The following is a 26130-nucleotide window of genomic DNA, read 5'->3' on the forward strand; positions in this document are numbered from 1 at the left end:
AAGAACCTCCTCTTGAAAAATCAAGCAAATGAAGCAATCATAAAAATGACCCGATAACGGCAGATCGGGTCATTTGGCATTAATTTTGCTTATCATATGCTTCAATAATTTTAGCAACAAGCGGATGTCTGACCACGTCTGTCTGATCCAATTCAATCACGGATATGCCGCTTATACGATTCAGCATGTCCCTTGCGACCGCAAGTCCCGATTTGACGCCTTTCGGCAGGTCGATTTGGCTTACGTCGCCTGTAATGACCATTTTAGAGCCAAAACCCAGTCTCGTCAAAAACATTTTCATTTGAGCAGGCGTGGTATTCTGTGCTTCATCAAGTATAACATAGGCATCGTCAAGGGTTCGCCCTCTCATATAAGCAAGCGGGGCGATTTCGATAACCCCTCTTTCAAGAAGGCGCTCCGTATGATCAGTCCCCAGCACATCGTGGAGAGCATCATACAGCGGGCGCAAATAAGGGTCCACCTTTTCCTTCAAATCACCGGGTAAAAATCCTAAGCTTTCGCCGGCTTCCACGGCAGGCCTTGTCAAAATAATCTTTTTAATATGTCCGTTCTTCAGCGCATGGACCGCTTTCACAACCGCCAAGTACGTTTTACCGGTTCCTGCAGGCCCGATTCCGAAAACAAGGTCATTGTGTTTCATGGCGGCGACATATTCCCGCTGGCCGATGGTTTTTACGCGAATCGGTTTTCCTTTTGCGTTTTTCGTAATCTCTTCTTCATAAATGCTTTCAAAGTAGTCAAGTTCATCTTTTTTTGCCATTTTGATGGCGTAAATCACATCACGTTCCGAGATCTCTATCCCCTTGCGGATTAATGCGAGGAGAGATCCCAGCAGCCTGTCGGCAATCTGAAAAGTTTCTTCATCGCCTGACACATAAACTGTTTCACCGCGCGTGACGATATTTACATTCAGATCTTTCTCCATCAGCTTTAAATAAGCATCTTGATTTCCGAACAAAGAAAGCGCTTCGTCCGTGCTTTTCAGTTTTTGATTAATCGCAAGTAAATGTTCTGCCATTCTTTAGTCTCCCTGAACAATAGGTGTGGTTTGAACGATATCTTCTATAACTTGGTAGAGAATAATCAACTTTACTTTACCATTCTCAACGGATTGGTGCAAAACTTTTTCACTTTTCACCTGCCCGTCTCCTCCTAATTTATCTTCTACATCCTGTTTACCCATTTCAATGCCTTCTTGAACCGCTTCTTTTCTCGTGTATTTTCGCAAGGCTTCTTCGCTTTCTCTCGTCTGCTCTTTAACATAAGACACAGGCAGCTTAAACCCCAGAAATTGCAGTAAGTGTGTTTCTTGTTCTGTTATTGGGTGTTTGATTTCTTCTTTTTGAAAAGAAAATCCCCAGAAAGGCACAGCCCACGATCCAAAGGAGAGCTTGTGCTTTGTCCTTACTTTACCCGTATATACTGTAAAAGATGTTTCAAGCGGCACCGTTACTTTAGATTTGTACCAGGTTTCCCCGTAGATTTCAGCTTTTGAGGCCACTTTTTGCTCATTGTCTTCATTTCCGATCAAACCCGAAACAAGCATTTGCCCTTTTTCCACATGGTCATGAATCATCACGAGCGGCTGCCCTTTTTGAACAAACATTCGCGTAATGATTGCTTTCTTTTTGGCTACAATGTGCTGCGGACTGACATACTTGTCTTTATTCGGCTCATTTTTTTCAACGACTTTCATGTGAAATGTCGTTCCTTTCAGTTCGACGCCGACCCATGTAATGTTCTCAATACCGTTTGTTAATGACTTTTGGATTTTTTCCGGAGATAAAATTAAAAATTGCAATCGTCCCTTTTCAACGCCGATTTCTTCCAGGTGCTTCATCATTTGGTGCTCTGTTTCAGGTTTGGCGCCTGTAATATCTATTCTCCAGACCATGTTAGAAAGAAGAAATAATATAATGAAAAACAGAATAAAACCTACTGTAAAGCCTAAGTTCAGCTTTGACTTCAGCAGCAGGAAGGGAAGGCCTTTCCGTTTTGTAAACCGGGCTTTACAGTCAAAATGCCGGATGACTCTGCGAAAGGCATGTACATCCTGGAGCTGGATAGATAACCATACGGTATCCTTCTTTTTTTTCACGTGAAATATCGGTATTCCTCTTCTGATACACTCATTTAAAAGGCGTTCAACGCCTGTTCCCTTCACTTCAAGCTGAACCTTACCTGAAAAAAAAGACAGCCATTTGTTTTTCACTTGTTTCCCCCCTCGGCTTTATGAATCAACATATCGAACGACATCAATTGTGCCTTCCAGCAGAATTTCTTCCGGAAGAATTGCTTTAATCACCATGTTTTTTCCTGAAATGATACACTGCCCCTGTTTCAGCATCAGCCTGACTTCATCCTCGCTGAAAAGCAGAAGGCCTCTATGGTTTTCTATGTAGATATGGAGCCTGCCAACCATCGTAATGCGCGGCAAATCCATCATGACATCCGGGGGAATTTCCAATGCTCTTGTCAGCCAAGCCTTTACACGATTCTTTCTTTGCCCCATAAAAAAAGAACCCCCTTTCATCTCATATGTATGATTTGAAAAGAGGTTCTAATACTTTATTTTTTATGGGTTGCCCGCATTGTATGATGCGGTTTTTTCGCGCGCGGCGGTCCGAAAACTTCCCCTAGAACGATTCCTTGCACGAAAGTATCTTTGTTCATTTGAAGCACTTTTTGCTTCGTATATGAGGTATTTCTTTTTTTGACTTGGAGTTCCTGTTCAAGTCCCTTAAGCGTCTGTTCGGTTTCCCGGCGCCTTTGCTCAGCCTGAGTCCTCATCGTTTGAAATTTGTTCTCCGCCGATTGATCCGGAATTTGAGCCTCGACTGGCTGCTTCTCTTCCGAAACAGTCTGCGCTTTAACCGGCTGGGGCGGTTGTGGTCTCTTTACAGGTGATTCTTCTTTCTGGTCTTTATTTTTTTTACCGAAAATTGCTGAAATAATTCCAATCACTGCCGCGATTACCAGCGGATTAGTCAGTATATCTTTCATAATTGTGCTCCCTCCTTTTTAGAGAGATTAAGAGGTGTGGTCGTCATCTGCCGGATCTTTCGTTAATTTCCCGAAAGAGTCGCGCATGCCTGTATCTGCGTCAATATTTTTTATGTTCATATAGTCCATTACGCCGATATTGCCTTCACGTAAGGCTTCAGCCATCGCAAGCGGCACTTCAGCTTCGGCCTCAACCACTTTTGCACGCATTTCTTCAACGCGGGCACGCATTTCCTGCTCTTGGGCAACGGCCATGGCACGACGCTCTTCCGCTTTCGCCTGAGCGATATTTTTATCAGCCTCTGCTTGGTCTGTCTGCAAAATAGCACCGATATTTTTACCGATATCGACGTCCGCAATATCAATCGAAAGGATTTCAAACGCTGTGCCTGAATCCAATCCTTTTCCTAAAACTGTCTGTGAAATCATATCCGGATTTTCAAGCACTTTTGTATGATGCTGGGAAGAACCGATTGTTGAGACAATTCCTTCTCCGACCCGGGCGATGATCGTTTCTTCTCCCGCGCCCCCTACTAAACGGTCAATATTCGCACGTACCGTAATTCTTGCTTTTGCTTTCACTTCAATTCCGTTCATGGCCACACCCGCAATAAATGGTGTTTCAATCACCTTAGGGTTTACACTCATTTGAACAGCTTCAAGCACGTCACGCCCGGCAAGGTCAATTGCCGCACAGCGGGCAAATGTCAACTCAATGTTGGCACGCTGGGCAGCGATTAAAGCATTGATTACCCTGTCAACATTTCCTCCTGCGAGGTAATGGCTTTCCAGCTGATTCGTTGACGCATCAATTCCCGCTTTATGCGCTTTTATTAATGGATTAACAACGCGGCTTGGGATAACCCGGCGAAGCCTCATCCCCACTAAGGTAAAGATACTGATTTTTACTCCCGCCGCCAATGCTGAGATCCAGAGCATAACCGGCACAAATGTGAAAAATACTGCTAATACGATGATCCCGACTGCGATGAGAGCTAAGACCATTAAACTTGACATTTCCATGTCATTCCTCCTCGGTTTCCTTTTTTATATTTCTCTCACAACAATGCGTGAGCCTTCCACTTTAACCACTTTTACTTTTTTGTCCTTTGCGGTGAATGAGCCTTCAGATACGACATCAAGCCGCTCATCCTCTATGATGACTGTTCCTGACGGTCTGAGAGCAGTGAAGGTTACCCCAGTTTTTCCGATGAGGTCAGTGCGGTTTTCATTTGATATATAACCGCTCTCAGTACTCGTCGAGTCATTCAATATAAACTTTTTAAAGAATTTCATACGTTTCCCCAACACCCTTGTCAGTAGAATGAAAGCTATGATAGATACCGTGATGGCGATTAAAAGAGAAATGGCCATCACCGTAAAACTCCCGGCAGCCATGAATAAGCTCGTTACCACCGCCGCCGCTCCCAATAATCCGATAATGCCTCCAGGCAGGAAGATCTCCATGATGATTAAAACCAATCCGGCTAAAAACAACAATATTGTTTCATAACCGGCAAGCCCCGCCACTAAATGTCCGTAAAAAAACAGCAGCAAGGCCGTCAGCCCTGCGGCACCAGGGATTCCAAAGCCGGGGGTGAATAGCTCCACGACCAGCCCAAGGCAAGCGATTGTTAACAAAACAGGAACGACAAACGGGTTGGTAAGCCATCCGGCTGCCTTTTCAGCTGCGCTTGCTTCAGCATAATGCACATCCGCATCTTTCAGATGAAGAGATTTGAGCAGCTCGTCAAGGCTGGCAGCGGTCCCTTCTGAATACCCTGCAAAAGACGCCTTTTCTGGGTTTAATGTCAGAAGGTCCCCCTTTGGTGCACCCACCTCTTTCGCATCTACGTCCGCGTCAGCCATCGCGCGTGCGTACTTCGGATCACGCCCGTTCTTGGCGGCTGCATCTTCCAGTTCGGCAAGCCAAAGCGACTCGGCTTTTTTATCAGCCTGGTTGCCATTCATATCTATGATTGCGGCTGCCCCCATTTTTCCGCCGGGTGCCATATACAAATCATCCGCTTGTAAAGCAATATAAGCGCCCGCTGACAATGCTCGCTTATTTACGTAAGCGGTAACAGGAATATCGGCACGATTAATGGTGTCAGCTATTTCAAGCGCGGACTCAACGGCTCCGCCCGGCGTATTGATGTTGAGGATAATATGCTTGGCGTTATTGTCTTCTGCCTCTTGAAAAGCACGTGCTAAAAATGTTGCAAGGCCTTTTTCCACCGTTTTCTCAACAGGGATCACCCAAACATTTTGCTTACTCGATTTTATGGTCGGCTGAACCCCTATTAAGAATAAAACAAATAGACTGATAAGAGCAACCATGATTCCAATCTTTTTTTGGAACAAAGGCGACGGCACCCTCCTTTCTATTTTGAAATTAGTATCTTGTTTACATACGTAAACAATGTATCAAAGGTTTCATTTTTTTATGTACATAAAAAGACATCTTTCTTGGAAAGATGTCTTTTTCTTCGTCAATTAAGACAGTTGACTGCTAACAAGCTTGTTAATTAAGCTTCCGTCAGCTTTACCTTTTACTTTAGGCATAATAGCACCCATTACCTTGCCCATGTCCGCTTTAGAGCTCGCACCGACCTCAGCAATGGTTTCATTTACGATTGTACGCAACTCGTCTTCAGTAAGCTGCTCAGGTAAATAAACTTCTAAAATGTCCAGCTCTTTTTGAACTTTATCTACTAAATCTAAACGATTAGCGTTTGAAAATTCATGGAGGGAGTCTTTACGTTGCTTAAGTTCACGAGATAGGACAGTAAGTTCCTCATCCTCGGTCAAACTGTCTTTCTTAAGCTTAATTGCTTCGTTTTGAAGTGAAGCCTTCACCATTCGAACGACAGCCAGTTTGTCTTTCTCACGGCTTTTCATATACAGCTTCATATCCTGGTTAAGTCGCTCAAGAAGACTCATAAATCCACCCTCTTTTAGAATTTGCGTTTTCTAGCAGCTTCAGACTTTTTCTTGCGCTTTACGCTAGGTTTTTCATAAAATTCGCGCTTTCTTGCTTCTTGCAAAGTACCTGTCTTTGATACACTGCGTTTGAAGCGACGAAGAGCATCTTCAAGCGATTCGTTTTTTCTAACGACCGTTTTTGACATTCTCTTTCCCTCCCTCCGAATACACCAATCGACTACCTTTAAAAAGATACACATATAAACATGTACTTTGACATTATAATATAAGCCTTCGGTCAGGTCAACTAAGTGAATTCACTTTTCCGTCATGAGCAGCCCAGCCTGTCTATATAATAGTGTAAAGGAGTTGGTGCATTCTCATGTTGGTGCTGATTAGCTTTACTGCACTCATATTATTCTTTCTCGCCGGGATGAACATGCTTCGCAAAGGGCTGATTTCGCTGACGTATTCGAAAATTGAAGAGCGACTGCTTATGTTTACTGACCACCCTTTAAAAGCATTTCTTATCAGTATTGTTTTTACGGGGTTTCTTCAAAGCAGCTCAGCCTTCATGGTCATTGTAATCGGTTTTGTGAGTGCCGGTGTGCTGCCATTTAAACGGACGATCCCGATGATTCTCGGAACAAACATCGGCTCCACATTTACAACTGAATTTCTCGCTGTGAAAATGGATGTTTTTATTTGGGTCCTTTTGATTTGCGGTTTACTGTTCACCCTCACTAGGAAATACCCTTTGAAGCAAATCGGGACCAGCTTTCTCGGACTTGGGATCATCTTTTTTTGCATCAGCGGATTCAGCCGGCTTGCCGTTCCGCTCACTCAGCTTAAAGCAGGAGCGGGCGTGCTTCAGCATCTTCACGATTCGAGCTGGTCTGCCCTCTTGATCGGCATGATATTAACGGCGATTATTCATTCCAGCTCTGTCTGTGTCGGGATTTTAATGAGCTTTATGAATGAAGGGGTGATCGGGCTCGAACAGGCCATGAGCGTTGTGCTGGGCTCAAATATCGGGACGTGCATTACGGCTGTTATGGCCGCAGTGTCTGCCGGGTATGCCGCGAAACAAACAGCCTATGCTCACGTTTTGTTTAATGTTCTTGGCGTTATGATTGTTTTTCCCATTCTTTCCGGAATCACCGGTTATGTTGCACAGCTTTCTCCTGAACCGGCTCAGCAGATTGCCCACTTCAGCCTCTTATTTAATGTTGTGACGGCTCTTTTATTTTTACCGTTTGCGAATGTATTTTATCGCTTTATCAACATGCTGATTCCCGCAAAGAATTGAACCCTTATGCAAAATTAAAAAAACCGGCACACTAAATGCGCCGGTTTTCCATATTAAGATGACAAACGAATGTGATCAGCCGTTTCTTCCTCAATGACGCGGACAAACTTCCCTTCGTTGTAAGGATATCCCGCTTTTTCAATTTTGACTTTGACAAGCTTTCCGATCAAGTCTTCCGTCCCCTTAAAGACAACCTTCATATAGTTATCTGTGTAGCCTACAAACAAATTGCTTTCGTTTGTTTCTTTGAATGCTTCCTCAGGAATAATTTCAAGAACTTCGCCTTCGTAATCAGAAGCATATTCCTTTGCAAGCTGGTCTGAAAGCGCGATAAGCTGATGAACACGTTCGTTTTTCACGTTTTCATCCACTTGGTCTTCCATTCTCGCAGCAGGAGTTCCGGTCCGTTTGCTGTATGGGAAAACGTGCAATTCTGAGAATCGGTTTTCTTTAATGAAATCATACGTTTCCATGAACTCTTCTTCTGTTTCACCCGGGAAACCGACGATGACATCGGAAGTGACAGCCAGGCCAGGAAGTGCTTTTTTCAATTTATTTAAACGGTCAGCGAAAAATTCCATCGTATATTTCCGTCTCATCCGTTTTAAAACAGTATTGGATCCTGATTGAATCGGAATGTGCAAATGACGGACAATCTTATCAGAGCGGTCCAGCACTTCAATGACTTCATCTGTAATTTGGCTTGCTTCAATGGAAGAAATTCTGATTCGTTTTAACCCGTCAACTCGGGCATCCAGTTCTCTTAGGAGCTTAGCGAAATTATAATCTTTCATATCCTCTCCGTATCCGCCAGTATGAATACCGGTAAGGACAATCTCTTTGTATCCCGCGTCTACAAGCTGCTGAGCCTGCTTGATGACTTCCTCCGGATCACGAGAGCGCAGAAGGCCGCGTGCCCAAGGAATGATACAGAATGTACAGAAATTATTGCACCCCTCCTGAATTTTCAATGAAGCTCTTGTCCGGTCAGTGAAAGCTGGTACATCCAGCTCTTCGAAGACTCTTGCTTTCATGATGTTGCCGACTCCATTGATCGGCTGGCGTTCTTGCCGGTACTGCTCAATATAGCCGAGCATTTTTTCACGGTCCTGCGTTCCAACCACGATATCGACTCCGGGAATGGCCATAATTTCTGCCGGTGAGGTCTGCGCATAGCATCCTGTAACACAGATCACGCCGTCCGGATTATGACGAATGGCGCGTCTGATCACCTGACGGCTTTTTTTGTCGCCTGTATTTGTTACCGTACATGTATTAATGACATATACGTCAGCAGCTTGTTCAAACTCTTTTCTTTCGTATCCGGCTTCTTTAAAGAGCTGCCAGATTGCTTCTGTTTCATAATGGTTGACTTTACAGCCAAGCGTATGGAACGCAACAGTTGCCATTATTGTTCACCTCTTAATAACTCTGTATGATAGGACACCGCGCCTAAAGCGTAAAGCGGGGCAGTCTCTGTTCTTAATATCCTCGGGCCGAGTCCGCACGGAACCGCGCCTTTATCTTTGAGCTGTTCCACCTCTGATTCAGTTAAACCGCCTTCAGGTCCGAATATGATCAATAACGATGATTGATCCGGCAGGCTGCTTAAGACTGAAACGAGGGCGCTTGTTTCTCCTTGCTTTGATGACTCCTCGTATGCAACGACACATTTATCGAAGTCCTGCACCTTACTTAGCAGCTGCTGAAAGGTATGAACGGGAGCGACATCCGGAATTTCATTGCGATAGGATTGCTCTGCCGCTTCCTTTGCGATTTTCGTCCATCTTTCCCGCTTCTTTTTTGCCTTTTTGTCATCAAGTTTCACAACGGAGCGGGCAGCTTGAAAAGGAAGAAACATACTTGAACCCAGCTCTGTTCCTTTTTGTATAATCCACTCGAGCTTATCCCCTTTCGGGAGGCCGCTGGCGATATGGACCTTTATTGGAAGCTCCCTGTTTGCCCCCGTCCACTCCGACACAAGACAGGCAACCTTTTCCTTTGAAACAGATTGCAGTTCACATTTCGCTTCATGGCCGTCCAAAGAGCAGCAAATGATCTCGTCCCCGGCACTCATTCTCATCACATTGGTGATATGATGAACGTCTTCACCGGTTATCATGAACGCCGAGCCTGCTTCCATTTGCTGTTTTGTGAGCTCGATAAAATATCGTTGCATACGCTGTGACACCTACTAACTCTTATTTTTTCGCAATAATGCTGACCCAATCTTCCATTGACAGAATTTCTACGATTGTAAAGCCCGCTTTTTCTAAAGCATCTTTTACTTCCTGTTTTTTTTGGCCGATAATACCCGATGTGATGAAATGTCCGCCGTTTTTCAGAAGGTCGTAAGCTTCAGAAGTAAAGCGGAGAATTACCTCCGCCAAAATATTGGCGACGATGACATCATGCTCCCCTGTAATTCCGTCCAACAAATTATTTTGCTTCACTTCAGCCGTCCCGCTGACTTTATTCAACTTAAGATTCAGCCTTGCGCTTTCAACAGCCACCGGATCGAGATCATAGGCATGCACTGATTCAGCGCCAAGCATCGCAGCGCCAATACTTAAAATCCCCGACCCTGTGCCGACATCAATAACACGGTCGCCTTTTTTCACAAATCGTTCGAGCGCCTGAATGCAAAGCACGGTCGTCGGATGTGTCCCCGTGCCAAAAGCCATTCCGGGGTCCATTTCAATAATCAGCTCATCTGTATGGACCGGTGTATATTCCTCCCACGTCGGTACAATTGTGAACTTTTCAGATATTTTCACAGGATGATAATACTTTTTCCAGGCTGTCGCCCATTCCTCTTCATTCACTTCGGATATGGTAATTGTGTTTCTGCCCAGATCAATATTATAAATCAGCAGGTTGTTAATCGTTTCTTTGATTCCATCTACGGTTTCACCAAGAAAGCTGTTAATCGGCAAATATGCTTTAACAATGACACCCTCGTCGGGATAATCATTGGGGTCGAGCTGGTAGATTTCCCCGTACACATTCTCACGTTCTTTGATTAAATCAAGCGGGTCCTCTATCACAACTCCACTTGCACCAGCTTCATGCAATATATTTGAGACAGGTTCGACCGCTTCATGTGTTGTGTGAATGCTGATTTCGGACCATTTCAAAACTACCAACTCCTCTATTCAATCTTACTCGCCTTTAAATGCGCGCTTTACTTTATCAAAAAAACTCATTTCTTGCTCATCAGGCAGATTTCCGCTGACTTCTGCAAAATCGCGGATAATCTCTTTTTGTTTATCTGTCAAATTGGTCGGTGTCACGACACGCACGACGATATGCTGGTCGCCTTGACCGTAGCCTCTGACATTTTGTACGCCTTTGCCTCTTAATCTGAATTTCGTTCCGGTTTGTGTTCCTGCCGGGATTTTCAACTTCACTTTCCCGTGAAGCGTCGGCACTTCCACTTCATCTCCAAGAGCGACTTGCGCGAAAGTTAATGGCATTTCGCAGTAAATATCGTCTCCGTCACGCTCGAAAAATTCATGCGCGCGCACATGGAATACGACAAATAAATCTCCCGCCGGTCCGCCGTTTACACCCGGTTCACCTTGACCCGGCACCCGAAGCTGCTGGCCGTCGTCAACACCCGCCGGAATTGTAATGTTAATTTTCTTGCGTTTTTTGACTTTTCCGGCGCCGCCGCAGTCCGCACATTTATGCTTAATGATTTTTCCCGTGCCTTCACAATGATGGCAGACTCGTCTGTTTACAACTTTTCCAAACGGCGTATTCTGCTCAACATTTAATTGGCCGGAGCCGCCGCACTGTGAACATGTGTCAGGCTGCGTGCCCGGCTTTGCGCCTGACCCTTTACACGTTTCACAAGTTTCCTCGCGCGGGATCTCAATGATTGTTTCTTTTCCAAAGACCGCATCTTCAAATGACAATGTCATTGTATACTGTAAATCCGCTCCCTGACGCGGTGCATTCGGGTCTCTCCGTCTTGTTCCGCCGCCGAAAATACTGGAGAAAATATCGTCGAAGCCAAAGCCTCCGAAATCTCCGCCGCCGCCAAAACCGCCGCCGCCAAAGCCTTGGTTAGGGTCAGTATGCCCAAATTGATCGTATTGCGCGCGTTTCTGGTCATCAGACAGCGCTTCATACGCTTCTTTAACCTCTTTGAACTTTTCATCTGATCCTGCTTCTTTATTAATATCAGGATGATACTTTTTAGAAAGCTTTCGATAGGCCTTTTTGATTTCATCCTTTGAAGCGCTCTTACTTACTCCCAGCACTTCATAGTAATCACGCTTACTCATCTCGTTCACTCTCCCGATTTTCTCACATAAATTAGATTGTATCACTTTGAATTGTGTTTTTTCAATTCCTTTTATCCCGGGCAAGAAAAAAAGTCAAAGCCAAGAGATGCCTGACTTTGACTTTCTAACCATTGAATCAGTTTGTGAAAAGCAGTTCTTTTGGATGCCCGCCGGATGGACGGGCTTCCGAAAAAACTTATTTTTTGTTTTGGTCGTCGTCGTTTACTTCTTCGTACTCAGCATCTACAACATTGTCATCCGCTTTTCCTTCTGCATTTCCTGCGCCTTCAGCTTGCTGCGCTTGTTTTGCAGCCTCTTCATAAAGCTTCATGGAAAGCTCTTGAACGATTGCTTGAAGCTCATCTTTTTTCGCTTTGATGTCTTCAAATTCGTTTTTCTCAATCGCAGCTTGCAATGCTTCTTTAGCATCGTTCGCTTTTTTCACTTGCTCTTCGTCCACTTTGCCTTCAAGATCTTTTAATGTTTTCTCTGTTTGGAAAACAAGCTGATCGGCTTCGTTGCGGACTTCGATTTCTTCTTTTTTCTTCGCATCAGCGTCAGCATTTTCTTCCGCTTCTTTTACCATGCGTTCGATCTCATCATCAGATAGACCTGAAGAAGATTTGATTGTGATGTTTTGCTCTTTTCCTGTTCCTAAATCTTTCGCTCTTACATTTACGATACCGTTTTTGTCAATATCGAAAGAAACTTCGATTTGCGGTACGCCGCGCGGTGCCGGCGGAATGTCAGAAAGCTGGAAGCGGCCTAGCGTTTTGTTGTCCGCAGACATTGGACGCTCACCTTGAAGAACGTGGATATCAACAGCCGTTTGGTTGTCAGCGGCAGTTGAGAACACTTGTGACTTACTTGTCGGAATTGTTGTGTTGCGGTCGATCAGTTTCGTGAACACGCCGCCCATTGTTTCAATACCGAGAGAAAGCGGTGTAACGTCAAGAAGCACAACGTCTTTTACATCGCCAGTGATAACTCCGCCTTGAATGGCAGCGCCAAGAGCAACCACTTCATCAGGGTTTACGCCTTTATGAGCTTCTTTGCCTGTTTCTTTCTTGATTGCTTCTTGTACAGCCGGGATACGAGTTGATCCGCCGACAAGAATAACTTTGTCAATTTCGCTTGCAGACAGGCCTGCATCTTGAAGCGACTGACGTACAGGTCCCATTGTGCGTTCCACTAAATGAGCAGAAAGCTCTTCGAATTTAGCACGGGAAAGCGTAAGCTCCAAGTGAAGCGGTCCTGCTTCTCCAGCTGTGATAAACGGTAAAGAAATTTGAGTAGACGAAACGCCTGAAAGATCTTTCTTCGCTTTTTCAGCAGCATCTTTTAAACGCTGAAGCGCCATTTTGTCTTTTGAAAGGTCGATTCCGTTTTCTTTTTTAAATTCAGCTACAAGGTGGTCGATGATGACTTGGTCAAAATCGTCTCCGCCAAGACGGTTGTCACCTGCAGTTGAGCGTACTTCGAAAACGCCGTCGCCCAATTCAAGGATTGACACGTCGAATGTACCGCCGCCAAGGTCGTATACAAGGATTGTCTGATCTTCATCTGTTTTGTCAAGGCCGTAAGCAAGTGCTGCAGCAGTCGGCTCGTTGATAATACGTTCTACTTCAAGTCCGGCAATTTTACCAGCATCTTTTGTTGCTTGGCGTTCTGCGTCATTGAAGTAAGCCGGTACTGTGATAACAGCTTTTGACACCGTTTCGCCAAGGTAGCTTTCAGCGTATGATTTAAGGTGCTGAAGGATTATAGCTGACACCTCTTGAGGTGTGTAGTCTTTTCCTTCTACATCTACTTTATAATCAGTCCCGATATGGCGTTTGATAGACATGATTGTGTTTGGGTTTGTGATAGATTGGCGTTTTGCCACTTCCCCTACTTGGCGTTCGCCGTTTTTAAACGCGACAACTGATGGAGTTGTGCGGTTTCCTTCAGCGTTTGCAATTACTTTTGGCTCGCCGCCTTCAAGCACTGCAACACATGAGTTTGTTGTACCTAAGTCGATTCCGATTACTTTACTCACTTGAATTACCTCCTGCTATGTAATTATTGATTTACTTTTACCATGGAAGGACGGATAACGCGATCCTTCAGCTTGTAGCCTTTTTGCATTTCTTCTACAACGATGTTTGAGCCGTAGTTTTCATCTTCAACCTGCATAACGGCCTGGTGAAGGTTCGGGTCAAACTCTTGTCCGACAGCTTCGATTGCTTCTACGCCTTCTTTATTCAAGGCTTCTACCAGCTGGCGGTGGACCATTTCCATTCCTTGGAGCAAACTTTTCGTCTGTTCATTGTCGGCTTCAACCTGAAGTGCTCTTTCAAAGCTGTCAAGAGCCGGCAGCAAATCAGTCACGATGTTTTGAGAACGGTACTTCTGGGACGCTTCCATTTCTAAACGGCTGCGTCGTTTATAATTTTCAAAGTCTGCTTGAACACGCAAAATTTTATTTTCCTTTTCATCCAGCAAACCTTGCAGTTCGTTAATTTGATTTTGAAGAAGTTCGCCTTCATTTGTTTCTTCTTGCTGCTCTTCTGCTGCGGCTTGTTCTTCCATCACTTCTTGTTCTTCTGCTTCATTTTGTTCTGTGGTTTGTTTTTCTTCTGACATTGTGTTCACCTCCCTCAAAGTGTAAAGGAGAAGGGTTATATACACCCTTCGATAAAATTTGCCAAAATTCCCTTATTCATCATACAAAGTTGTTAATGCTTTTGACAAGTCCGAAGTCACATGCTGCAGCAGGCTGACAACCCGGGAATAGTCCATGCGGGTCGGGCCGATGATTGCGATTGATCCTATTTGCTTTGTATCTACAGTATAGGTCGCAGTAATCAGGCTGCAATTTTCCATCTCTTCATAATCGTTTTCTTTCCCGATTTTAATGGAAATGCCCGTTTCAGCCGATTGAAACAGCCTCAAGACATCCTGCTCTTTTTCAATTAAAGAAAGCAGCGATCTGACTCTGGCAATGTCATGAAACTCCGGCTGGTTCAGCATGTTAATCTTGCCGCCGAAAAACAACTTTTCGACGTGGCTTGTGGAATGAAATGTAGAACGCAGCGCATCAAGTATATTGTCATAATTGGTGATATGCTGTCTGAGATACATGACAACTTCTTTAAAAATACGCTCGTTCAGCTCATCCATCGGAACGCCGGTTAATCGGTCGTTCAATATATTGACCAGCTTTTCAATATCAGACAGATCCATTTTAGCAGGGAAATTAATCGTTTTGTTTTCCACATGCCCGGTGTTTGTGACAAGGATCGCTACCGCCTTGTCAGGCTGGATCGGAACGATTTGAATCTGTTTAAGATAATTCTCGCTCAGCTTTGGCCCGAGTACGATGGATGTATAGTTCGTGAGCTCGGATAGAATTTGCGCCGATTTTTGAACGGTTTTCTCCAGCTCGAAAATTTTCTCTTTAAAAATCGAGTGGATTAAGCTTAGGTCTGTCTTTGTCAGTTTGACAGGTGACAGTAAATGATCAACATAGTACCGATACCCTTTTTCTGACGGAACACGCCCTGAGGAAGAATGAGTTTTTTCGATAAAACCCAGTTCCTCCAAGTCAGCCATCTCGTTTCTGATTGTTGCGGAGCTAAATGTGATTTCATCTTTTTTCGAAAGAGTTCTTGATCCTACAGGCTGTGCAGATTGGATAAAATCATTAATAATAACCTGCAGAATCAGCAGCTGACGATTGGTTAACATCATCATCACCTCTGTTAGCACTCTCAATGAACGAGTGCTAATTGTATATCAAAAGTAACAAACCATTAGAAAAATGTCAATTATAACTCACCCAAAAATGCGCCAAAAACTTCGTTCCCCAGCAATTTGCCATTATGGGTCAGGGATACGGAACTTTCTGTGTTATGAATCAGACCCTTATCTGAAAGGCCGCGCAGGACATGGGCGAACAGTTCGTCCAGTGAACACCCGTATTTCTCAAAGAATCTTTTTTTGCTGACACCGGCTGTTTTTCTGAGGCCGAGAAAAAGCTCTTCTTCGATTTGTTCCTCTTTCGTCACCTCATGTGTGTCTCTGTAAGGAAATCCTTTCTCGTTGATAAGGTCAATATAGTGTTTGACCGGGCCGGCGTTTACTGTCCGCACCCCGTTGATATACCCGTGTGCACCCGCTCCGAATCCGAAGTAATCTTCATTGCTCCAATACGTCAGATTATGCTTTGATTCCAGCCCCGGTTTTGCAAAGTTGCTAATCTCATATTGATGGATATTTGCATCGCTCATTTGCCGCATCACAAGTTCATACATTTCTGCTTCCTGATCTTGAGCCGGCAAATGCAGCCGCCCTTTTTGCATCAGGTTATAAAAAACGGTTTTGGGTTCTACAATAAGCGAATATACGGAATAATGCTCTGCATCCAAAGATAAAGCGGTTTGCAGGGACTGATCAAGATGCTCCAATGTTTGCCCCGGCAGGCCGAACATCAAATCAAGACTGATGTTCTCAAAACCGAGCGCCCTCGCCCGTTCAAACGATGTGAAAACATCCTTCTTTTTGTGCACCCTTCCGATTTTTTTCAGCAAGTCGTCTTCAAAGGTTTGGACGCCAAAGCTCAGCCGGTTGACTCCCGCGTCTTTCAACACCTTTAATTTCTCAGCTGAGAGATCATCCGGGTTTGCTTCAACTGCGAATTCCGGAAGAGGGCTTGAAGGCTTAAGCACGCGATGAACGATGTCCATCAATTTTTCGAGCTGCGCTTCAGACAGGGAGGTCGGCGTGCCGCCTCCTATAAAAATGGTATCCAGCTTCGGCTGTCCTGTTTTCGCAACTGTATTTATCATTTCCTTCTCGAGCGAGTTTAAGTACTCGTCGACAGGCTGACTTTGAATAAAATATTTATTGAAATCACAGTAGTGGCAAATATGCTCACAAAACGGGATATGAATATACGCTGATTTCAATGGTTCCACCTTCTTTTAAAGAAAGAAGCCGCAGTGCTGGACTGCGGCGGCTTCTATTATTTTTTCGGACTGTCGTCCATTTTGAGGACCGCCATAAATGCTTCTTGCGGCACTTCGACAGAGCCGACCTGCTTCATTCGGCGTTTTCCTTCTTTTTGCTTTTCAAGAAGTTTCCGTTTTCGAGAGATGTCTCCGCCGTAACATTTAGCCAATACGTTCTTACGCATGGCTTTAATGGTGGAGCGTGCCACGATTTTCTGGCCGATCGCCGCTTGAATCGGTACTTCAAAGTGCTGGCGCGGAATGAGCTCTTTCAGTTTTTCTACAATTACTTTTCCGCGTTCGTACGCGTAATCGCGATGCACGATAAATGAAAGGGCGTCGATTTTTTCGCCGTTCAGCATAATGTCCATTTTGACAAGTTGAGACGGTTTGTAGCCGATCAGTTCATAGTCAAAGGACGCGTAGCCTTTTGTGCTTGATTTAAGCTGGTCAAAAAACTCATAGACGATTTCCGCTAATGGCATGTCATAGACAATGCTGACGCGATTTGCGTCTAAGTATTGCATGTCGATAAAATTGCCGCGTTTTCCTTGGCAAAGCTCCATCACTGCACCGACATAATCGTTCGGCACCATCATTGTCGCTTTTACATACGGCTCTTCTATCCGTTCAATCTTTTGAGGATCAGGCATATTTGACGGATTATCAACCACCACTTTTTCGCCGTCTGTCATATACACATCATATATAACACTCGGTGCTGTTGTGATCAGGTCGATTTTAAACTCACGCTCAATCCGCTCCTGAATGATTTCCATGTGAAGCATACCTAAAAATCCGCAGCGGAAACCGAATCCAAGCGCTTGGGATGTCTCTGCTTCATATTGAAGCGATGAGTCATTCAGCTCAAGCTTTTCAAGAGCTTCCCTTAAATCGTTGTATTTGGCCGTATCGATCGGATACAAACCGCAATACACCATCGGGTTCAGCTTGCGATATCCAGGCAATGCTTCGGCAGCTTGATTGGCCGCGCTTGTTATCGTGTCACCGACGCGGGTGTCTCCGACGTTTTTAATAGCCGCAGTCAAAAAGCCTACGTCACCGACTGTCAGTTCATCGGTCGGAGTCGCTTTCGGGGTGAACACGCCGACTTCTGTTACTTCAAATTCTTTTCCCGTTGCCATCATTCTAATTTTTTGCCCTGGCTTTACCGTTCCTTCAACGACTCTGATATAAGCCACGACACCGCGGTAAGCGTCATAAAGAGAGTCGAAAATAAGAGCTTTAAGCGGCGCTTCCGGATCGCCTGTCGGAGCAGGCACTTTTTCAACGATCTGCTCTAAAATCTCCTCTATCCCGATTCCGGCTTTCGCAGAAGCGAGAACAGCTTCTGAGGCGTCAAGGCCGATAACTTCTTCCACTTCTTGCCGCACGCGTTCCGGCTCTGCGCTCGGAAGGTCGATTTTATTGATGACCGGAAGGATTTCAAGGTCGTTATCAAGCGCCAAGTAGACGTTAGCCAGCGTCTGGGCTTCGATTCCCTGAGCCGCGTCAACGACAAGTATCGCTCCCTCACAGGCTGCAAGGCTTCGCGACACTTCATATGTGAAATCGACGTGCCCCGGCGTATCAATCAGGTGAAAAATATATTCTTCACCGTCTTTTGCTTTGTATTTCAGCTGAACGGAGTTTAATTTAATGGTAATGCCCCGTTCACGTTCAAGATCCATGGAATCAAGCAATTGTTCTTTCATTTCTCGTTGAGTGATTGCCGACGTTTTTTCTAAAATCCGATCCGCTAAGGTGGATTTACCGTGGTCAATATGGGCGATAATGGAGAAATTCCGAATTCTCGACTGCCTCTCTAAACGCTTTTCTTTATCTGTCACAATCTATCACTCCTACTATTAAACGCAAAATACACTAGCTTAGATTATATCAATAGGATTGTAAAGATTCAATGTAAAACGAGAAAGAGAAAAGCTCCCTGCCTATCCGGGCCGCTTTTCTCTTTTTCTCACTCTACTCTCTTAACTCAAGCATCCAGTTATAAACGGCTTGCGCTGTGTTTGTCACTGTATCTGAAAGTGCTTTTCCCGTCTTTGAGAAAACATTAAACGATTCCACCTGCTCCAGTTCTTTTTGCTTCTCTTCCAAATCTTTCGTTGTCACTGTTTGGCCGAGAATGGATGCTTCTTTTTCATTGTTTTCTCCGTCTGTAAGCGTAAATGCGCCTTTTAAAGAGGGATCATGATAACCTTTCATATCAAGCATTCCGTTATTGGCCTGCTGCATGCCAAACAAAACGCCTAAAAACATAACGATGACAATCAGCAGACACTTGCCGGCATATCCAATCAATTTGAACCACCTGATTTCTTATTGTTTTTTCTTGTCGCCAGAATCAGCATTTACTTTCTCCGCATCCCAGTATAGTTCGCTGAAGACATCGGCTGTTGCATCCGCCGTATGCTGCAGCTCTTCTAAATTATTATCAACACCGCCAAATTCGAGCAGCAGGGCTCTGTCGTTCAAGTCTTGGTTGTATACGCCATTATCGCCAGGTGAGCCTTTTGAGAAAACACCCGTGCTAAGGCCGGGATATTTTTTCTCCATCAGTTTATGAAGTTCACTTGCAAGCTTATAGTTTTCTTCAAAATTTGCGGTTTTTTTGCCGACGACAAACGCCAACCGGGCATAGCTCTTCCCTTTGATCGTTGTCGTAGTATTTTTCTTGCGTTTGGAGTCTCTATGGATATCAATGATATACTGCAGGTTCTTATTTTTCGTCAGCGCTTCTTTGACGACCGGTCTTGATTCATCATAGGATCTCGCGTAATTTAAGCCCTTTTTATTCAGCTTGGCCTGAATATCGGTTTTATCAACAGTTGCGCCGACCCCTTGTGCTTCCAGCGCTTTGCCGAACATCCCTCCGACAAGCGTCACATTGGCTTTAGAATGACGCGCCATGTCGGGATTTGTTTCTCCTTTCAGCAGAGGGAGATAGGATTCCGTATTGTGAGTGTGGTAAATATAAACAACCTTTCGATCACCCGTTGTCTGTTTCGGCGGTTCTTGTTCTGTATTTTCTTTTTTCGTTTGCTGGTTTTCAATCTCTGCAAGATTAGCTTCCTTCTCTTCCTGCATGACTTCGGATGGCGGAGGAGATTCTGACGGCATGTTTGTATAGTCTGTCCCTTGTCCTGCAACGAGTATTTCTGTATCGAATTGAGAAAAACCGGGCAGCTCGCGGCCAAGAAAACTCCGCGGATCTTCGAGATTGATGCTTGTGGCCAACTTTAAAGAAAGCCGTGAAAGATGGAATGAGCTGCTCTCTGTATCAGAAAGATCAGATGCGAAGTAATGGTTCTCCATCCGAAGCAAGTGTGCAAATACGTCTCCCGGCAATTCATCCGCAAATCCGTAGAGGGAATTGGATGAGGGCCTGAGTTCCGGACGGAGAGACGTCAGCACACCAGATAAAATAAATATCACTAATAGACTTGCGATAAACAAAAAAATGCCTTTAACCGCATTCGCACCGTTCACCGCTACAACAATTTGACGGTTTCTGCGTTTTTTTCTCATTGTTCGAATCCCTCCAACGCTTGTCTAGTAATTACTCTATGAACAAGCTAGAGGAAGTAGAACAATTTAGTGATTGTAGGACCCCTTGTTATCTTGAGAAATTTTTTCATGGAGCGCGGTGTTTAAACCGTTTGCCAAAACATTCGCCATATCATCAATAAAGGTATCCACTTCTTTTGGCGTCACCATTAAGTTATGGCCGAGAGGCGAAAGAACTTCTTGAATCAGCTGGCGTTTCTCCTGTTCTTCAAGTGATCCGACAATGCCGAGGAACGATTTTCGCTGTTCCGGATCGGGCAGGTCCTCTTCAGTAAGGACTTTCTTTTTCCCAAAACTCATCCCTGCCGGCACAAGAGATCTTGACGGACTGTCATCTTTCATTTCTCTGCCAAAATGTTTCAATATGTAATCTACCGTATCACTCGCAATCGTTACCGCGTCTACCACTGTCGGAACGCCGATCGCGATAACCGGAATCCCGAGTGTGTCATTACTCAATTCCTTGCGTTTATTGCCGACTCCGGACCCCGGATGGATCCCTGTGTCCGATATTTGAATCGTCGTATTGACTCTTTCGACCGCCCGAGCCGCAAGCGCATCAATGGCAATGACAAAATCAGGCTTGGACTGCTCGATGACACCTTGAATAATATCGCTTGTTTCAATGCCCGTTAAACCCATTACGCCGGGTGCAAGCGCGCTGACAGGCCTGTACCCTTCCTGCACGTTTTCCGGCTGAAGCTTAAACAGATGCCTTGTCACTAACAGATTTTCAACGACATTCGGACCGAGAGCATCAGGGGTAACGTTCCAGTTTCCAAGGCCGACGATTAAACAGCTCGCATCCTTCGGGATCTTTAAATTTTTCAGGAATGAGGAGAATTCTTCCGCAAATACCTCTACCACCTTCTCCTGCATTTCCGAATCATGCTCTCTGATTCCTTGGGCTTCAATGGTTAAATACCGTCCCTGTTTTTTCCCAGAAAGCTTCGCGCCTTCCTCTGTAATATCAACGGTTCTGATTTTGATGCCGCCTTTATCGTGTTCCTTTTCGATGAAACCTTGAATCTCTTTTTTCGGAGCAGCCTGGCCGGCCATGGCTTCCTTTGTTTCCACTGCCAAATCCGTACGTATCAAAAACTGATTCACATCCAGCTCACTCTTTTTCACTGTCAGGACCTCCTCCAATTTTCATTACAAGTATTGTTGCCATTTGTAAAACAAAACATTCGGCCGGAGGGCCTTCAACGAAAAATACTTTACATTTATATTGCAATCTAAAGATGTGTTTGATAGAATACAATTTGTTCTATTGTGAAGAAGATTTAACCTTAAGACACTGTGCTACAGGTTGTATCTTAGGAGGTGAAACACATGCCAAACATTAAATCAGCGATTAAACGTACAAAAACTAATAACGAACGCCGCGCTCATAACGCGACAATCAAATCTGCTATGCGTACTGCAATCAAACAAGTGGAAGCTTCAGTTGCTAACAACGAAGCTGACAAAGCGAAAACTGCTCTTTCTGAAGCAGCTAAACGTATTGATAAAGCAGTGAAAACAGGTCTTGTACACAAAAATGCCGCAGCTCGATACAAATCAAGCTTAGCTAAAAAAGTGAACGGACTTTCTGCATAAAAAAGCAACGATCCTCAATATTGAGGATCGTTTTTTTCGTTTACCTTTAAAAGCTGCAAAAGAAATAATTCAAGCAGCAGCTGCTTGTCCTTTTTTCCCGTTTTCATTTCATAGTCCATTACGGCGAGGCTTTCAATGATATGCCTCAGCTCCGCTTCTGAAAAAAGCCTCGCTTGGTCCATTGCAAGTTTCACCCGGAAAGGATGGACTTTTAAATTAGCAGCAATCTGTTTTTGTCCGTAGCCTTGTTCGGCAAAATACTTTGTCTGTAAAATCAGCCGGAATTGATTTGAGATAAGAGCCATAATCTTAATGGGCTCTTCATTTTGCTTAAGCAAATCATAGAAAATCTGCAGGCTTTCCGTCCGTTTTCGATTTACGATTTTATTGATCAGCTCAAAAATATTCTGCTCTAAGCTCCTCGCCACAAGCGCCTTGACATCATCAAGCATAATTTCTTCACGCTCGCCGATATAAGTGCAGAGCTTTTGAATTTCTTGATAGATGGATGACAGATGCCCGTTAACAAGCAGCACCAAATGCTCCGCCGCTTCCTCACGAATTATTTTATGTTCTGTTTTCGCCAGATTCATTGTAAAATCCGTCGTTTCCTTCGCATTCAACTCTTTTGCTTCCACCATAAACGCCTTCTTTTTCAGCGCTTTCGTCAGCTTTTTCCGTTCATCGAGCTTCTCATAAGGCGCCAGCAGCACAAAAACTGTGTAAGGGGCCGGTTCTTGTATGTACGCCTCCAGCGCACTGACATTGTGCTCAACTTTTTCTTTCTTTTTTTCCCCTGTCAGAAAGTACGGATTTTTCACGATCACAAGACGGCGCTCTCCCATAAACGGAAATGTTTCAGCGTCCGCTACAGCAAGGTCCAGGGGATCCTCTTCAAGATCAAAAACAGACAGGTTAAAATCCTTTGTCTCCTGATCAATCACAGCCTGTCTGATCCGGCCGATGGTCTCTTGGAGCAAGTATGTCTCTTTTCCGTATAAACAATAAACAGGATGGACATCTCCTTTTTGCAGGCTTTTCCACACATCAAATACCATTGTTGTACGACTTCCTCTCTTTCTTCATCCCCTTCTATCCTAAATTGTGATCAGCAAATAGTAAAGAGGAAGCCAAAGAACAGCTTCCTCATTTATAGTAAACGCCTGATCGCAAGCTCCCGGGTCAACTTGTAAAAAGGCGATAATCACAAGAACAGAAAACGTTACCTTCACTTCTAGATTTTTCAAAATGATTCCCTTATACTTAAGTTAGTCAGGAGGGGTAAAATTGAATGATTTTGAAAAAAACGTTCAAAGCAAACGAAATGATGCTGTAGACTCAGGTGTTGGTTTTGTTGTGTCCTTTGGATTTTTCGCCTTCTTGTTTGTTATGGCAACAGTTATTCACCTTGTCGGTTCCTAACAGCGATTGCCCGGGCTGCTGATATTATCGGCAGTCTTTTTTAGTTCGTCTCCGTCATACCTGTTGTATCATATGGAGGATAGACAGAAAAGGTTCCAAACCCGCTTTTAAATCTGTATTGGATCGTCCCGCTTTGATCAGTGCGGAAAATGCGGACAGAATGAGCTTTCAATATATCAAGGACTTCCTGATGGGGATGGTGATACCGATTATTCTCACCGGCAGAAATAATTGCCGCCTTTGGTTTCAGGTGGCGGACAAACTCTTCTCCGGTAGATCCTTTACTGCCATGGTGCCCCGCCTTTAAAATATCCGCTTTTAGATCCGGAAAAGCTTTCATGATCTCCTGTTCCCCTTCCTTTTCGAGATCGCCTGTCAGCACCCAGCTGAGATGACCTGTTTTCATCCATAGCACGAGAGAAGAGTTATTTTTGCTGTTCGGGTCGGGAGTCTCAGGCGACAGTACGCGAAACTGTAAATCCTTTATCTGAAAGGTGTCGCCTCGTTTAACCTCTGTAATGCGAATTCCCTCTTGCTGTGCGGTCCGCAGCACTTTTTTATCATTCGGTTCAGAAACAAATCCTTTCGGCACAATGAGCTGTTTGACTTTATGCCGCTTGATCAGAACCTTTGCTTCCCCTATATGGTCTTGGTCCGCATGAGTCAAAATTAAGGCATCAAGCTGTTTAATGCCTTTTGCTGTTAAGAAAGGAATGAGCACCTTTTCGCTAAGCGAAAAAGGATGCCGTTTTTCCCTCCATGGCTCTGTTAAGTATGAAAGGATTCCTCCAGTGTCTATCATCACATGGCCGCGCTGATACGGAGCGCTGATAAACATGCTGTCTCCCTGACCGATATCAAGCATATCCACTTCTCCCTCGGGGTCCAGGCGAGGAAAAATAACCACCAGAAAAAGCATTGCGATAAAGAGCAGCACAGACAGAAGTCTTTGGTAAAGGGCGGATTTCTCCATGGCTGTCAGCAAAACAACGATAGATCCAATCAGCACAAACAAGACAAACGCATTAGGACGGGCTGCAATCACTGTGAATTGCTCAATGTCTGCAGCATACTTTATCAGCTTGTCACTCCAACGCATGATGTAATCAAACCAATAAAACAGGTACTCACCAACCGGCTCAGACAAACTTAACAAAAGAAAACCTATCATAGAAAACGGCATGACAAACATCGTATAAAAAGGCACCATAATGATATTCATCGGTATACTGATAAGAGAAAACTGCTGAAAATAATAGATAAGGATGGGAAGCGATCCAAGCTGAGCGATGAGTGACACCATGGCGATCTGCACGAGTCCCCCGCTTTGAAGTTTCTTAAAAATAGAGGAAGAAAGTATTAAAGAGAAACTTACGGCAAATGAGAGTTGAAACCCTATTTGAAAAAGATGATACGGATTAAACAAAAGGAGAATTAAATAAGAAAGACAGATCACTATTGAAGGGTTCATACGCTTTCCCCACAAACTGCCGATAAAATAAAGCCCTGACATAAGAGCTGCGCGCATCACAGACGGAGCCGCTCCGGTTAAAATTGTATAAACAGGCAAAAACAACAGCAGCAGAATGGCAGCCTTCTCTCTCGTTATCCCAATTCGAATGAGCACATAGAATATACCAGCTGTCACAATACCTACATGGAGCCCTGAAATCGCAAGCAGATGGACAACTCCGAGCTTTTGATACGCTTCCAGCACATCGTCCATAAGATAAAATCTGTCACCCAGGATGAGCGCCTGCACGATGCCTGCTGAGGATTCCGGAACATGGTCATTCACAAATGAAATAAGAGACTTTCTCACGCTTAAAAGCCTATACTGTATTCCATCTGCCGTGCTGCAATTTTGGATTGCTGTTATCGAGTAATTCCAGTGAATATGCTGGCTGTACAGATACTGTTTATAATCGAAAGTGCCGGGAACCGTTGCGTTTTTCGGCTTTTCTAAAGAACCGGTAAACGTACAAGCCGTCCCTGGCTCTATCTGTGAAAGTGTTTCCTTTTCAGCAAGCGACTCCATTTTATATGATGCAGCCCACTTTTCCCCATCCGGCGTTCGAACTACCATGGACATACGGTCTCCGTCAATCTTTGGAATTTCCTGAATCACCGCCCGAAGCTTATAGGTGCCGATGTCATAGGACGATACATTATGAGAATCGATAACAGAGGTTAAGAAAAAATAGATCGTAAAAGCCGATAAACTAACAAAAACGAGTGAGAGCTGTTTTGTTTTGATATAAACAAAGAAGAGTGATATAACGAATATGAGAAGTGCGGAGAAAAAGGAGGCAGCAGCTATGCCAGCCGTTGCTGATGCTGCCGCCAGAGGCAAAAGAAGGCGTGTGTTCTTCATTCATTATCACACGTAGCTTGTGAACAGCTGGTTGGCATGTTCATGTATTTTTTTCAGCTCGTCCTCTTCAAGGCCTGAATCAGCCAGCTGCTGGAGAAGCCCCGCTACAAATGAGAGCTTTTCGCGGTTTTTCAGATCAATGATCATCTCTTCTAACTCAACCTGCTCAACTTTTACGCCGGCCTGTTCAAATAACTCCTTCGCATAAGGATGTGTTTTATAATCCTCTGCAAAATAAACCGTTTTAATTCCGGCTTGTATGATGGATTTGCAGCACTGGATGCAAGGGTAATGAGTGACATAAATCTCGGCCCCTTCGGTAGGCACCCCAAACTTAGAGCATTGCAGTATGGCATTCATCTCTGCATGGATTGTTCTTGCACAATGATCATCTATAAGGAAACATCCTTCATCCGCGCAATGTACGCCGCCTGCTATTGATCCGTTGTATCCTCCCGCGATCATTCTTTTATCTCTCACGATCGTAGCCCCTACAGATAGCCTCGGACATGTGCTGCGAAGCGCGAGCAAGTGGCTTTGCGCCATAAAATATTGATTCCATGATATTCGTTCCACGTTGGTTCCCTCCAAAAGTTGTGTTGC

26 protein-coding genes and 1 pseudogene are annotated in these 26130 nt (G+C 44.5%); 3 read left to right on the forward strand and 24 right to left on the reverse strand.

What is annotated here, in order from left to right; genetic code table 11:
- Nucleotides 1-79: 79 nt before the first annotated feature.
- From AAHT65_RS20080 to rpsU, 8 genes and pseudogenes are all read right to left on the reverse strand, one after another.
- Nucleotides 80-1039 (reverse strand): PhoH family protein, encoded by a 960-nt coding sequence (locus AAHT65_RS20080; RefSeq protein ID WP_004429475.1) that lies wholly within the window; start codon nucleotides 1037-1039, stop codon nucleotides 80-82.
- A pseudogene (yqfD, locus tag AAHT65_RS20085) lies at nucleotides 1003-2233 on the reverse strand (sporulation protein YqfD). The gene AAHT65_RS20080 and the pseudogene yqfD overlap by 37 nt, the downstream one beginning before the upstream one ends.
- Before the next feature lie 18 nt (nucleotides 2234-2251).
- Complete coding sequence (gene yqfC, locus AAHT65_RS20090; RefSeq protein WP_004429468.1) at nucleotides 2252-2533, reverse strand: sporulation protein YqfC; 282 nt, start codon at nucleotides 2531-2533, stop codon at nucleotides 2252-2254.
- A gap of 56 nt (nucleotides 2534-2589) precedes the next feature.
- Entirely contained in the window at nucleotides 2590-3024 is a 435-nt protein-coding gene (locus AAHT65_RS20095) for a hypothetical protein (protein ID WP_343310717.1), read from the reverse strand.
- Nucleotides 3025-3051: 27 nt separating this feature from the next.
- The gene (gene floA / locus AAHT65_RS20100) at nucleotides 3052-4047 is read right to left on the reverse strand and encodes a flotillin-like protein FloA (protein WP_004429464.1); all 996 of its coding nucleotides are present in this window, start codon (nucleotides 4045-4047) and stop codon (nucleotides 3052-3054) included.
- Between the two features lie 24 nt (nucleotides 4048-4071).
- Nucleotides 4072-5364, reverse strand: coding sequence for a nodulation protein NfeD (locus tag AAHT65_RS20105; RefSeq protein ID WP_343311564.1), 1293 nt, complete (start codon nucleotides 5362-5364; stop codon nucleotides 4072-4074).
- A 156-nt stretch (nucleotides 5365-5520) separates the two neighbouring features.
- Nucleotides 5521-5967, reverse strand: a complete 447-nt coding sequence (locus AAHT65_RS20110) for a GatB/YqeY domain-containing protein (protein ID WP_004429460.1) — start codon at nucleotides 5965-5967, stop codon at nucleotides 5521-5523.
- Nucleotides 5968-5981: 14 nt separating this feature from the next.
- Nucleotides 5982-6155: a 30S ribosomal protein S21 gene (gene rpsU / locus AAHT65_RS20115; protein WP_003152957.1), complete on the reverse strand. Its 174-nt coding sequence runs from the start codon at nucleotides 6153-6155 to the stop codon at nucleotides 5982-5984.
- Nucleotides 6156-6331: 176 nt separating this feature from the next.
- Here rpsU and AAHT65_RS20120 point away from each other — a divergent pair, with 176 nt between their 5' ends.
- Nucleotides 6332-7258 (forward strand): Na/Pi symporter, encoded by a 927-nt coding sequence (locus tag AAHT65_RS20120; RefSeq protein ID WP_343310718.1) that lies wholly within the window; start codon nucleotides 6332-6334, stop codon nucleotides 7256-7258.
- Between the two features lie 53 nt (nucleotides 7259-7311).
- Here the strand turns inward: AAHT65_RS20120 and mtaB are convergent, their stop codons facing one another.
- The 12 genes from mtaB to gpr form a co-directional block, all read right to left on the reverse strand.
- Nucleotides 7312-8667: a tRNA (N(6)-L-threonylcarbamoyladenosine(37)-C(2))-methylthiotransferase MtaB gene (gene mtaB / locus AAHT65_RS20125; protein WP_343310719.1), complete on the reverse strand. Its 1356-nt coding sequence runs from the start codon at nucleotides 8665-8667 to the stop codon at nucleotides 7312-7314.
- Nucleotides 8667-9437, reverse strand: coding sequence for a 16S rRNA (uracil(1498)-N(3))-methyltransferase (locus AAHT65_RS20130; protein ID WP_326083442.1), 771 nt, complete (start codon nucleotides 9435-9437; stop codon nucleotides 8667-8669). The genes mtaB and AAHT65_RS20130 overlap by 1 nt, the downstream gene beginning before the upstream one ends.
- A 22-nt stretch (nucleotides 9438-9459) precedes the next feature.
- Nucleotides 9460-10395, reverse strand: a complete 936-nt coding sequence (gene prmA / locus AAHT65_RS20135) for a 50S ribosomal protein L11 methyltransferase (RefSeq protein ID WP_004429453.1) — start codon at nucleotides 10393-10395, stop codon at nucleotides 9460-9462.
- A gap of 24 nt (nucleotides 10396-10419) precedes the next feature.
- Entirely contained in the window at nucleotides 10420-11550 is a 1131-nt protein-coding gene (dnaJ, locus tag AAHT65_RS20140; protein ID WP_010789247.1) for a molecular chaperone DnaJ, read from the reverse strand.
- 196 nt (nucleotides 11551-11746) lie between these two features.
- Entirely contained in the window at nucleotides 11747-13588 is a 1842-nt protein-coding gene (gene dnaK, locus AAHT65_RS20145; RefSeq protein WP_010789248.1) for a molecular chaperone DnaK, read from the reverse strand.
- A gap of 23 nt (nucleotides 13589-13611) precedes the next feature.
- Nucleotides 13612-14175 carry a nucleotide exchange factor GrpE gene (gene grpE, locus AAHT65_RS20150; protein WP_343310720.1) on the reverse strand — a complete coding sequence of 188 codons (564 nt, stop codon included), beginning with the start codon at nucleotides 14173-14175 and terminating at the stop codon, nucleotides 13612-13614.
- A gap of 72 nt (nucleotides 14176-14247) precedes the next feature.
- The gene (hrcA, locus tag AAHT65_RS20155) at nucleotides 14248-15279 is read right to left on the reverse strand and encodes a heat-inducible transcriptional repressor HrcA (protein WP_004429439.1); all 1032 of its coding nucleotides are present in this window, start codon (nucleotides 15277-15279) and stop codon (nucleotides 14248-14250) included.
- Nucleotides 15280-15359: 80 nt separating this feature from the next.
- The gene (gene hemW, locus AAHT65_RS20160; protein ID WP_106046765.1) at nucleotides 15360-16499 is read right to left on the reverse strand and encodes a radical SAM family heme chaperone HemW; all 1140 of its coding nucleotides are present in this window, start codon (nucleotides 16497-16499) and stop codon (nucleotides 15360-15362) included.
- A 56-nt stretch (nucleotides 16500-16555) separates the two neighbouring features.
- Complete coding sequence (lepA, locus tag AAHT65_RS20165; RefSeq protein ID WP_106270959.1) at nucleotides 16556-18391, reverse strand: translation elongation factor 4; 1836 nt, start codon at nucleotides 18389-18391, stop codon at nucleotides 16556-16558.
- A 133-nt stretch (nucleotides 18392-18524) separates the two neighbouring features.
- Nucleotides 18525-18863, reverse strand: a complete 339-nt coding sequence (locus AAHT65_RS20170) for a YqxA family protein (protein WP_004429433.1) — start codon at nucleotides 18861-18863, stop codon at nucleotides 18525-18527.
- 18 nt (nucleotides 18864-18881) lie between these two features.
- Entirely contained in the window at nucleotides 18882-20090 is a 1209-nt protein-coding gene (spoIIP, locus tag AAHT65_RS20175; protein ID WP_010789251.1) for a stage II sporulation protein P, read from the reverse strand.
- Nucleotides 20091-20156: 66 nt separating this feature from the next.
- Nucleotides 20157-21260, reverse strand: a complete 1104-nt coding sequence (gene gpr / locus AAHT65_RS20180) for a GPR endopeptidase (protein WP_327853718.1) — start codon at nucleotides 21258-21260, stop codon at nucleotides 20157-20159.
- A 204-nt stretch (nucleotides 21261-21464) separates the two neighbouring features.
- Between gpr and rpsT the strand changes: the two genes are divergently transcribed.
- Nucleotides 21465-21731, forward strand: a complete 267-nt coding sequence (rpsT, locus tag AAHT65_RS20185) for a 30S ribosomal protein S20 (protein WP_003325396.1) — start codon at nucleotides 21465-21467, stop codon at nucleotides 21729-21731.
- 14 nt (nucleotides 21732-21745) lie between these two features.
- Here the strand turns inward: rpsT and holA are convergent, their stop codons facing one another.
- Together holA and AAHT65_RS20195 are read right to left on the reverse strand one after the other, a co-directional pair.
- The gene (gene holA, locus AAHT65_RS20190) at nucleotides 21746-22789 is read right to left on the reverse strand and encodes a DNA polymerase III subunit delta (protein ID WP_010789253.1); all 1044 of its coding nucleotides are present in this window, start codon (nucleotides 22787-22789) and stop codon (nucleotides 21746-21748) included.
- A 39-nt stretch (nucleotides 22790-22828) separates the two neighbouring features.
- Complete coding sequence (locus AAHT65_RS20195) at nucleotides 22829-22978, reverse strand: hypothetical protein (RefSeq protein WP_181279838.1); 150 nt, start codon at nucleotides 22976-22978, stop codon at nucleotides 22829-22831.
- A gap of 40 nt (nucleotides 22979-23018) precedes the next feature.
- On the opposite strand from AAHT65_RS20195, the gene AAHT65_RS20200 reads away from it, so the two are divergent.
- Nucleotides 23019-23153, forward strand: coding sequence for a YqzM family protein (locus AAHT65_RS20200; protein WP_064505211.1), 135 nt, complete (start codon nucleotides 23019-23021; stop codon nucleotides 23151-23153).
- A gap of 40 nt (nucleotides 23154-23193) precedes the next feature.
- Here the strand turns inward: AAHT65_RS20200 and AAHT65_RS20205 are convergent, their stop codons facing one another.
- Together AAHT65_RS20205 and AAHT65_RS20210 are read right to left on the reverse strand one after the other, a co-directional pair.
- The gene (locus tag AAHT65_RS20205) at nucleotides 23194-25527 is read right to left on the reverse strand and encodes a DNA internalization-related competence protein ComEC/Rec2 (protein ID WP_343310721.1); all 2334 of its coding nucleotides are present in this window, start codon (nucleotides 25525-25527) and stop codon (nucleotides 23194-23196) included.
- A gap of 6 nt (nucleotides 25528-25533) precedes the next feature.
- Complete coding sequence (locus AAHT65_RS20210; protein ID WP_003325392.1) at nucleotides 25534-26103, reverse strand: ComE operon protein 2; 570 nt, start codon at nucleotides 26101-26103, stop codon at nucleotides 25534-25536.
- Nucleotides 26104-26130: the final 27 nt, after the last annotated feature.

It is taken from the genome of Bacillus atrophaeus, from assembly GCF_039519175.1.
Classification (GTDB): Bacteria; Bacillota; Bacilli; order Bacillales; family Bacillaceae; genus Bacillus; species Bacillus atrophaeus.

What these genes read in the sequence shown, in the direction of transcription:
- AAHT65_RS20080 (WP_004429475.1), bottom strand. Translation starts at nt 1,039, where the DNA reads ATGGCAGAACATTTACTTGCGATTAATCAAAAACTGAAAAGCACGGAC.
- yqfC (WP_004429468.1), bottom strand. Translation starts at nt 2,533, where the DNA reads ATGGGGCAAAGAAAGAATCGTGTAAAGGCTTGGCTGACAAGAGCATTG.
- AAHT65_RS20095 (WP_343310717.1), bottom strand. Translation starts at nt 3,024, where the DNA reads ATGAAAGATATACTGACTAATCCGCTGGTAATCGCGGCAGTGATTGGA.
- floA (WP_004429464.1), bottom strand. Translation starts at nt 4,047, where the DNA reads ATGGAAATGTCAAGTTTAATGGTCTTAGCTCTCATCGCAGTCGGGATC.
- AAHT65_RS20105 (WP_343311564.1), bottom strand. Translation starts at nt 5,364, where the DNA reads ATGGTTGCTCTTATCAGTCTATTTGTTTTATTCTTAATAGGGGTTCAG.
- AAHT65_RS20110 (WP_004429460.1), bottom strand. Translation starts at nt 5,967, where the DNA reads ATGAGTCTTCTTGAGCGACTTAACCAGGATATGAAGCTGTATATGAAA.
- rpsU (WP_003152957.1), bottom strand. Translation starts at nt 6,155, where the DNA reads ATGTCAAAAACGGTCGTTAGAAAAAACGAATCGCTTGAAGATGCTCTT.
- AAHT65_RS20120 (WP_343310718.1), top strand. Translation starts at nt 6,332, where the DNA reads ATGTTGGTGCTGATTAGCTTTACTGCACTCATATTATTCTTTCTCGCC.
- mtaB (WP_343310719.1), bottom strand. Translation starts at nt 8,667, where the DNA reads ATGGCAACTGTTGCGTTCCATACGCTTGGCTGTAAAGTCAACCATTAT.
- AAHT65_RS20130 (WP_326083442.1), bottom strand. Translation starts at nt 9,437, where the DNA reads ATGCAACGATATTTTATCGAGCTCACAAAACAGCAAATGGAAGCAGGC.
- dnaJ (WP_010789247.1), bottom strand. Translation starts at nt 11,550, where the DNA reads ATGAGTAAGCGTGATTACTATGAAGTGCTGGGAGTAAGTAAGAGCGCT.
- grpE (WP_343310720.1), bottom strand. Translation starts at nt 14,175, where the DNA reads ATGTCAGAAGAAAAACAAACCACAGAACAAAATGAAGCAGAAGAACAA.
- hrcA (WP_004429439.1), bottom strand. Translation starts at nt 15,279, where the DNA reads ATGTTAACCAATCGTCAGCTGCTGATTCTGCAGGTTATTATTAATGAT.
- spoIIP (WP_010789251.1), bottom strand. Translation starts at nt 20,090, where the DNA reads ATGAGAAAAAAACGCAGAAACCGTCAAATTGTTGTAGCGGTGAACGGT.
- rpsT (WP_003325396.1), top strand. Translation starts at nt 21,465, where the DNA reads ATGCCAAACATTAAATCAGCGATTAAACGTACAAAAACTAATAACGAA.
- holA (WP_010789253.1), bottom strand. Translation starts at nt 22,789, where the DNA reads ATGGTATTTGATGTGTGGAAAAGCCTGCAAAAAGGAGATGTCCATCCT.
- AAHT65_RS20205 (WP_343310721.1), bottom strand. Translation starts at nt 25,527, where the DNA reads ATGAAGAACACACGCCTTCTTTTGCCTCTGGCGGCAGCATCAGCAACG.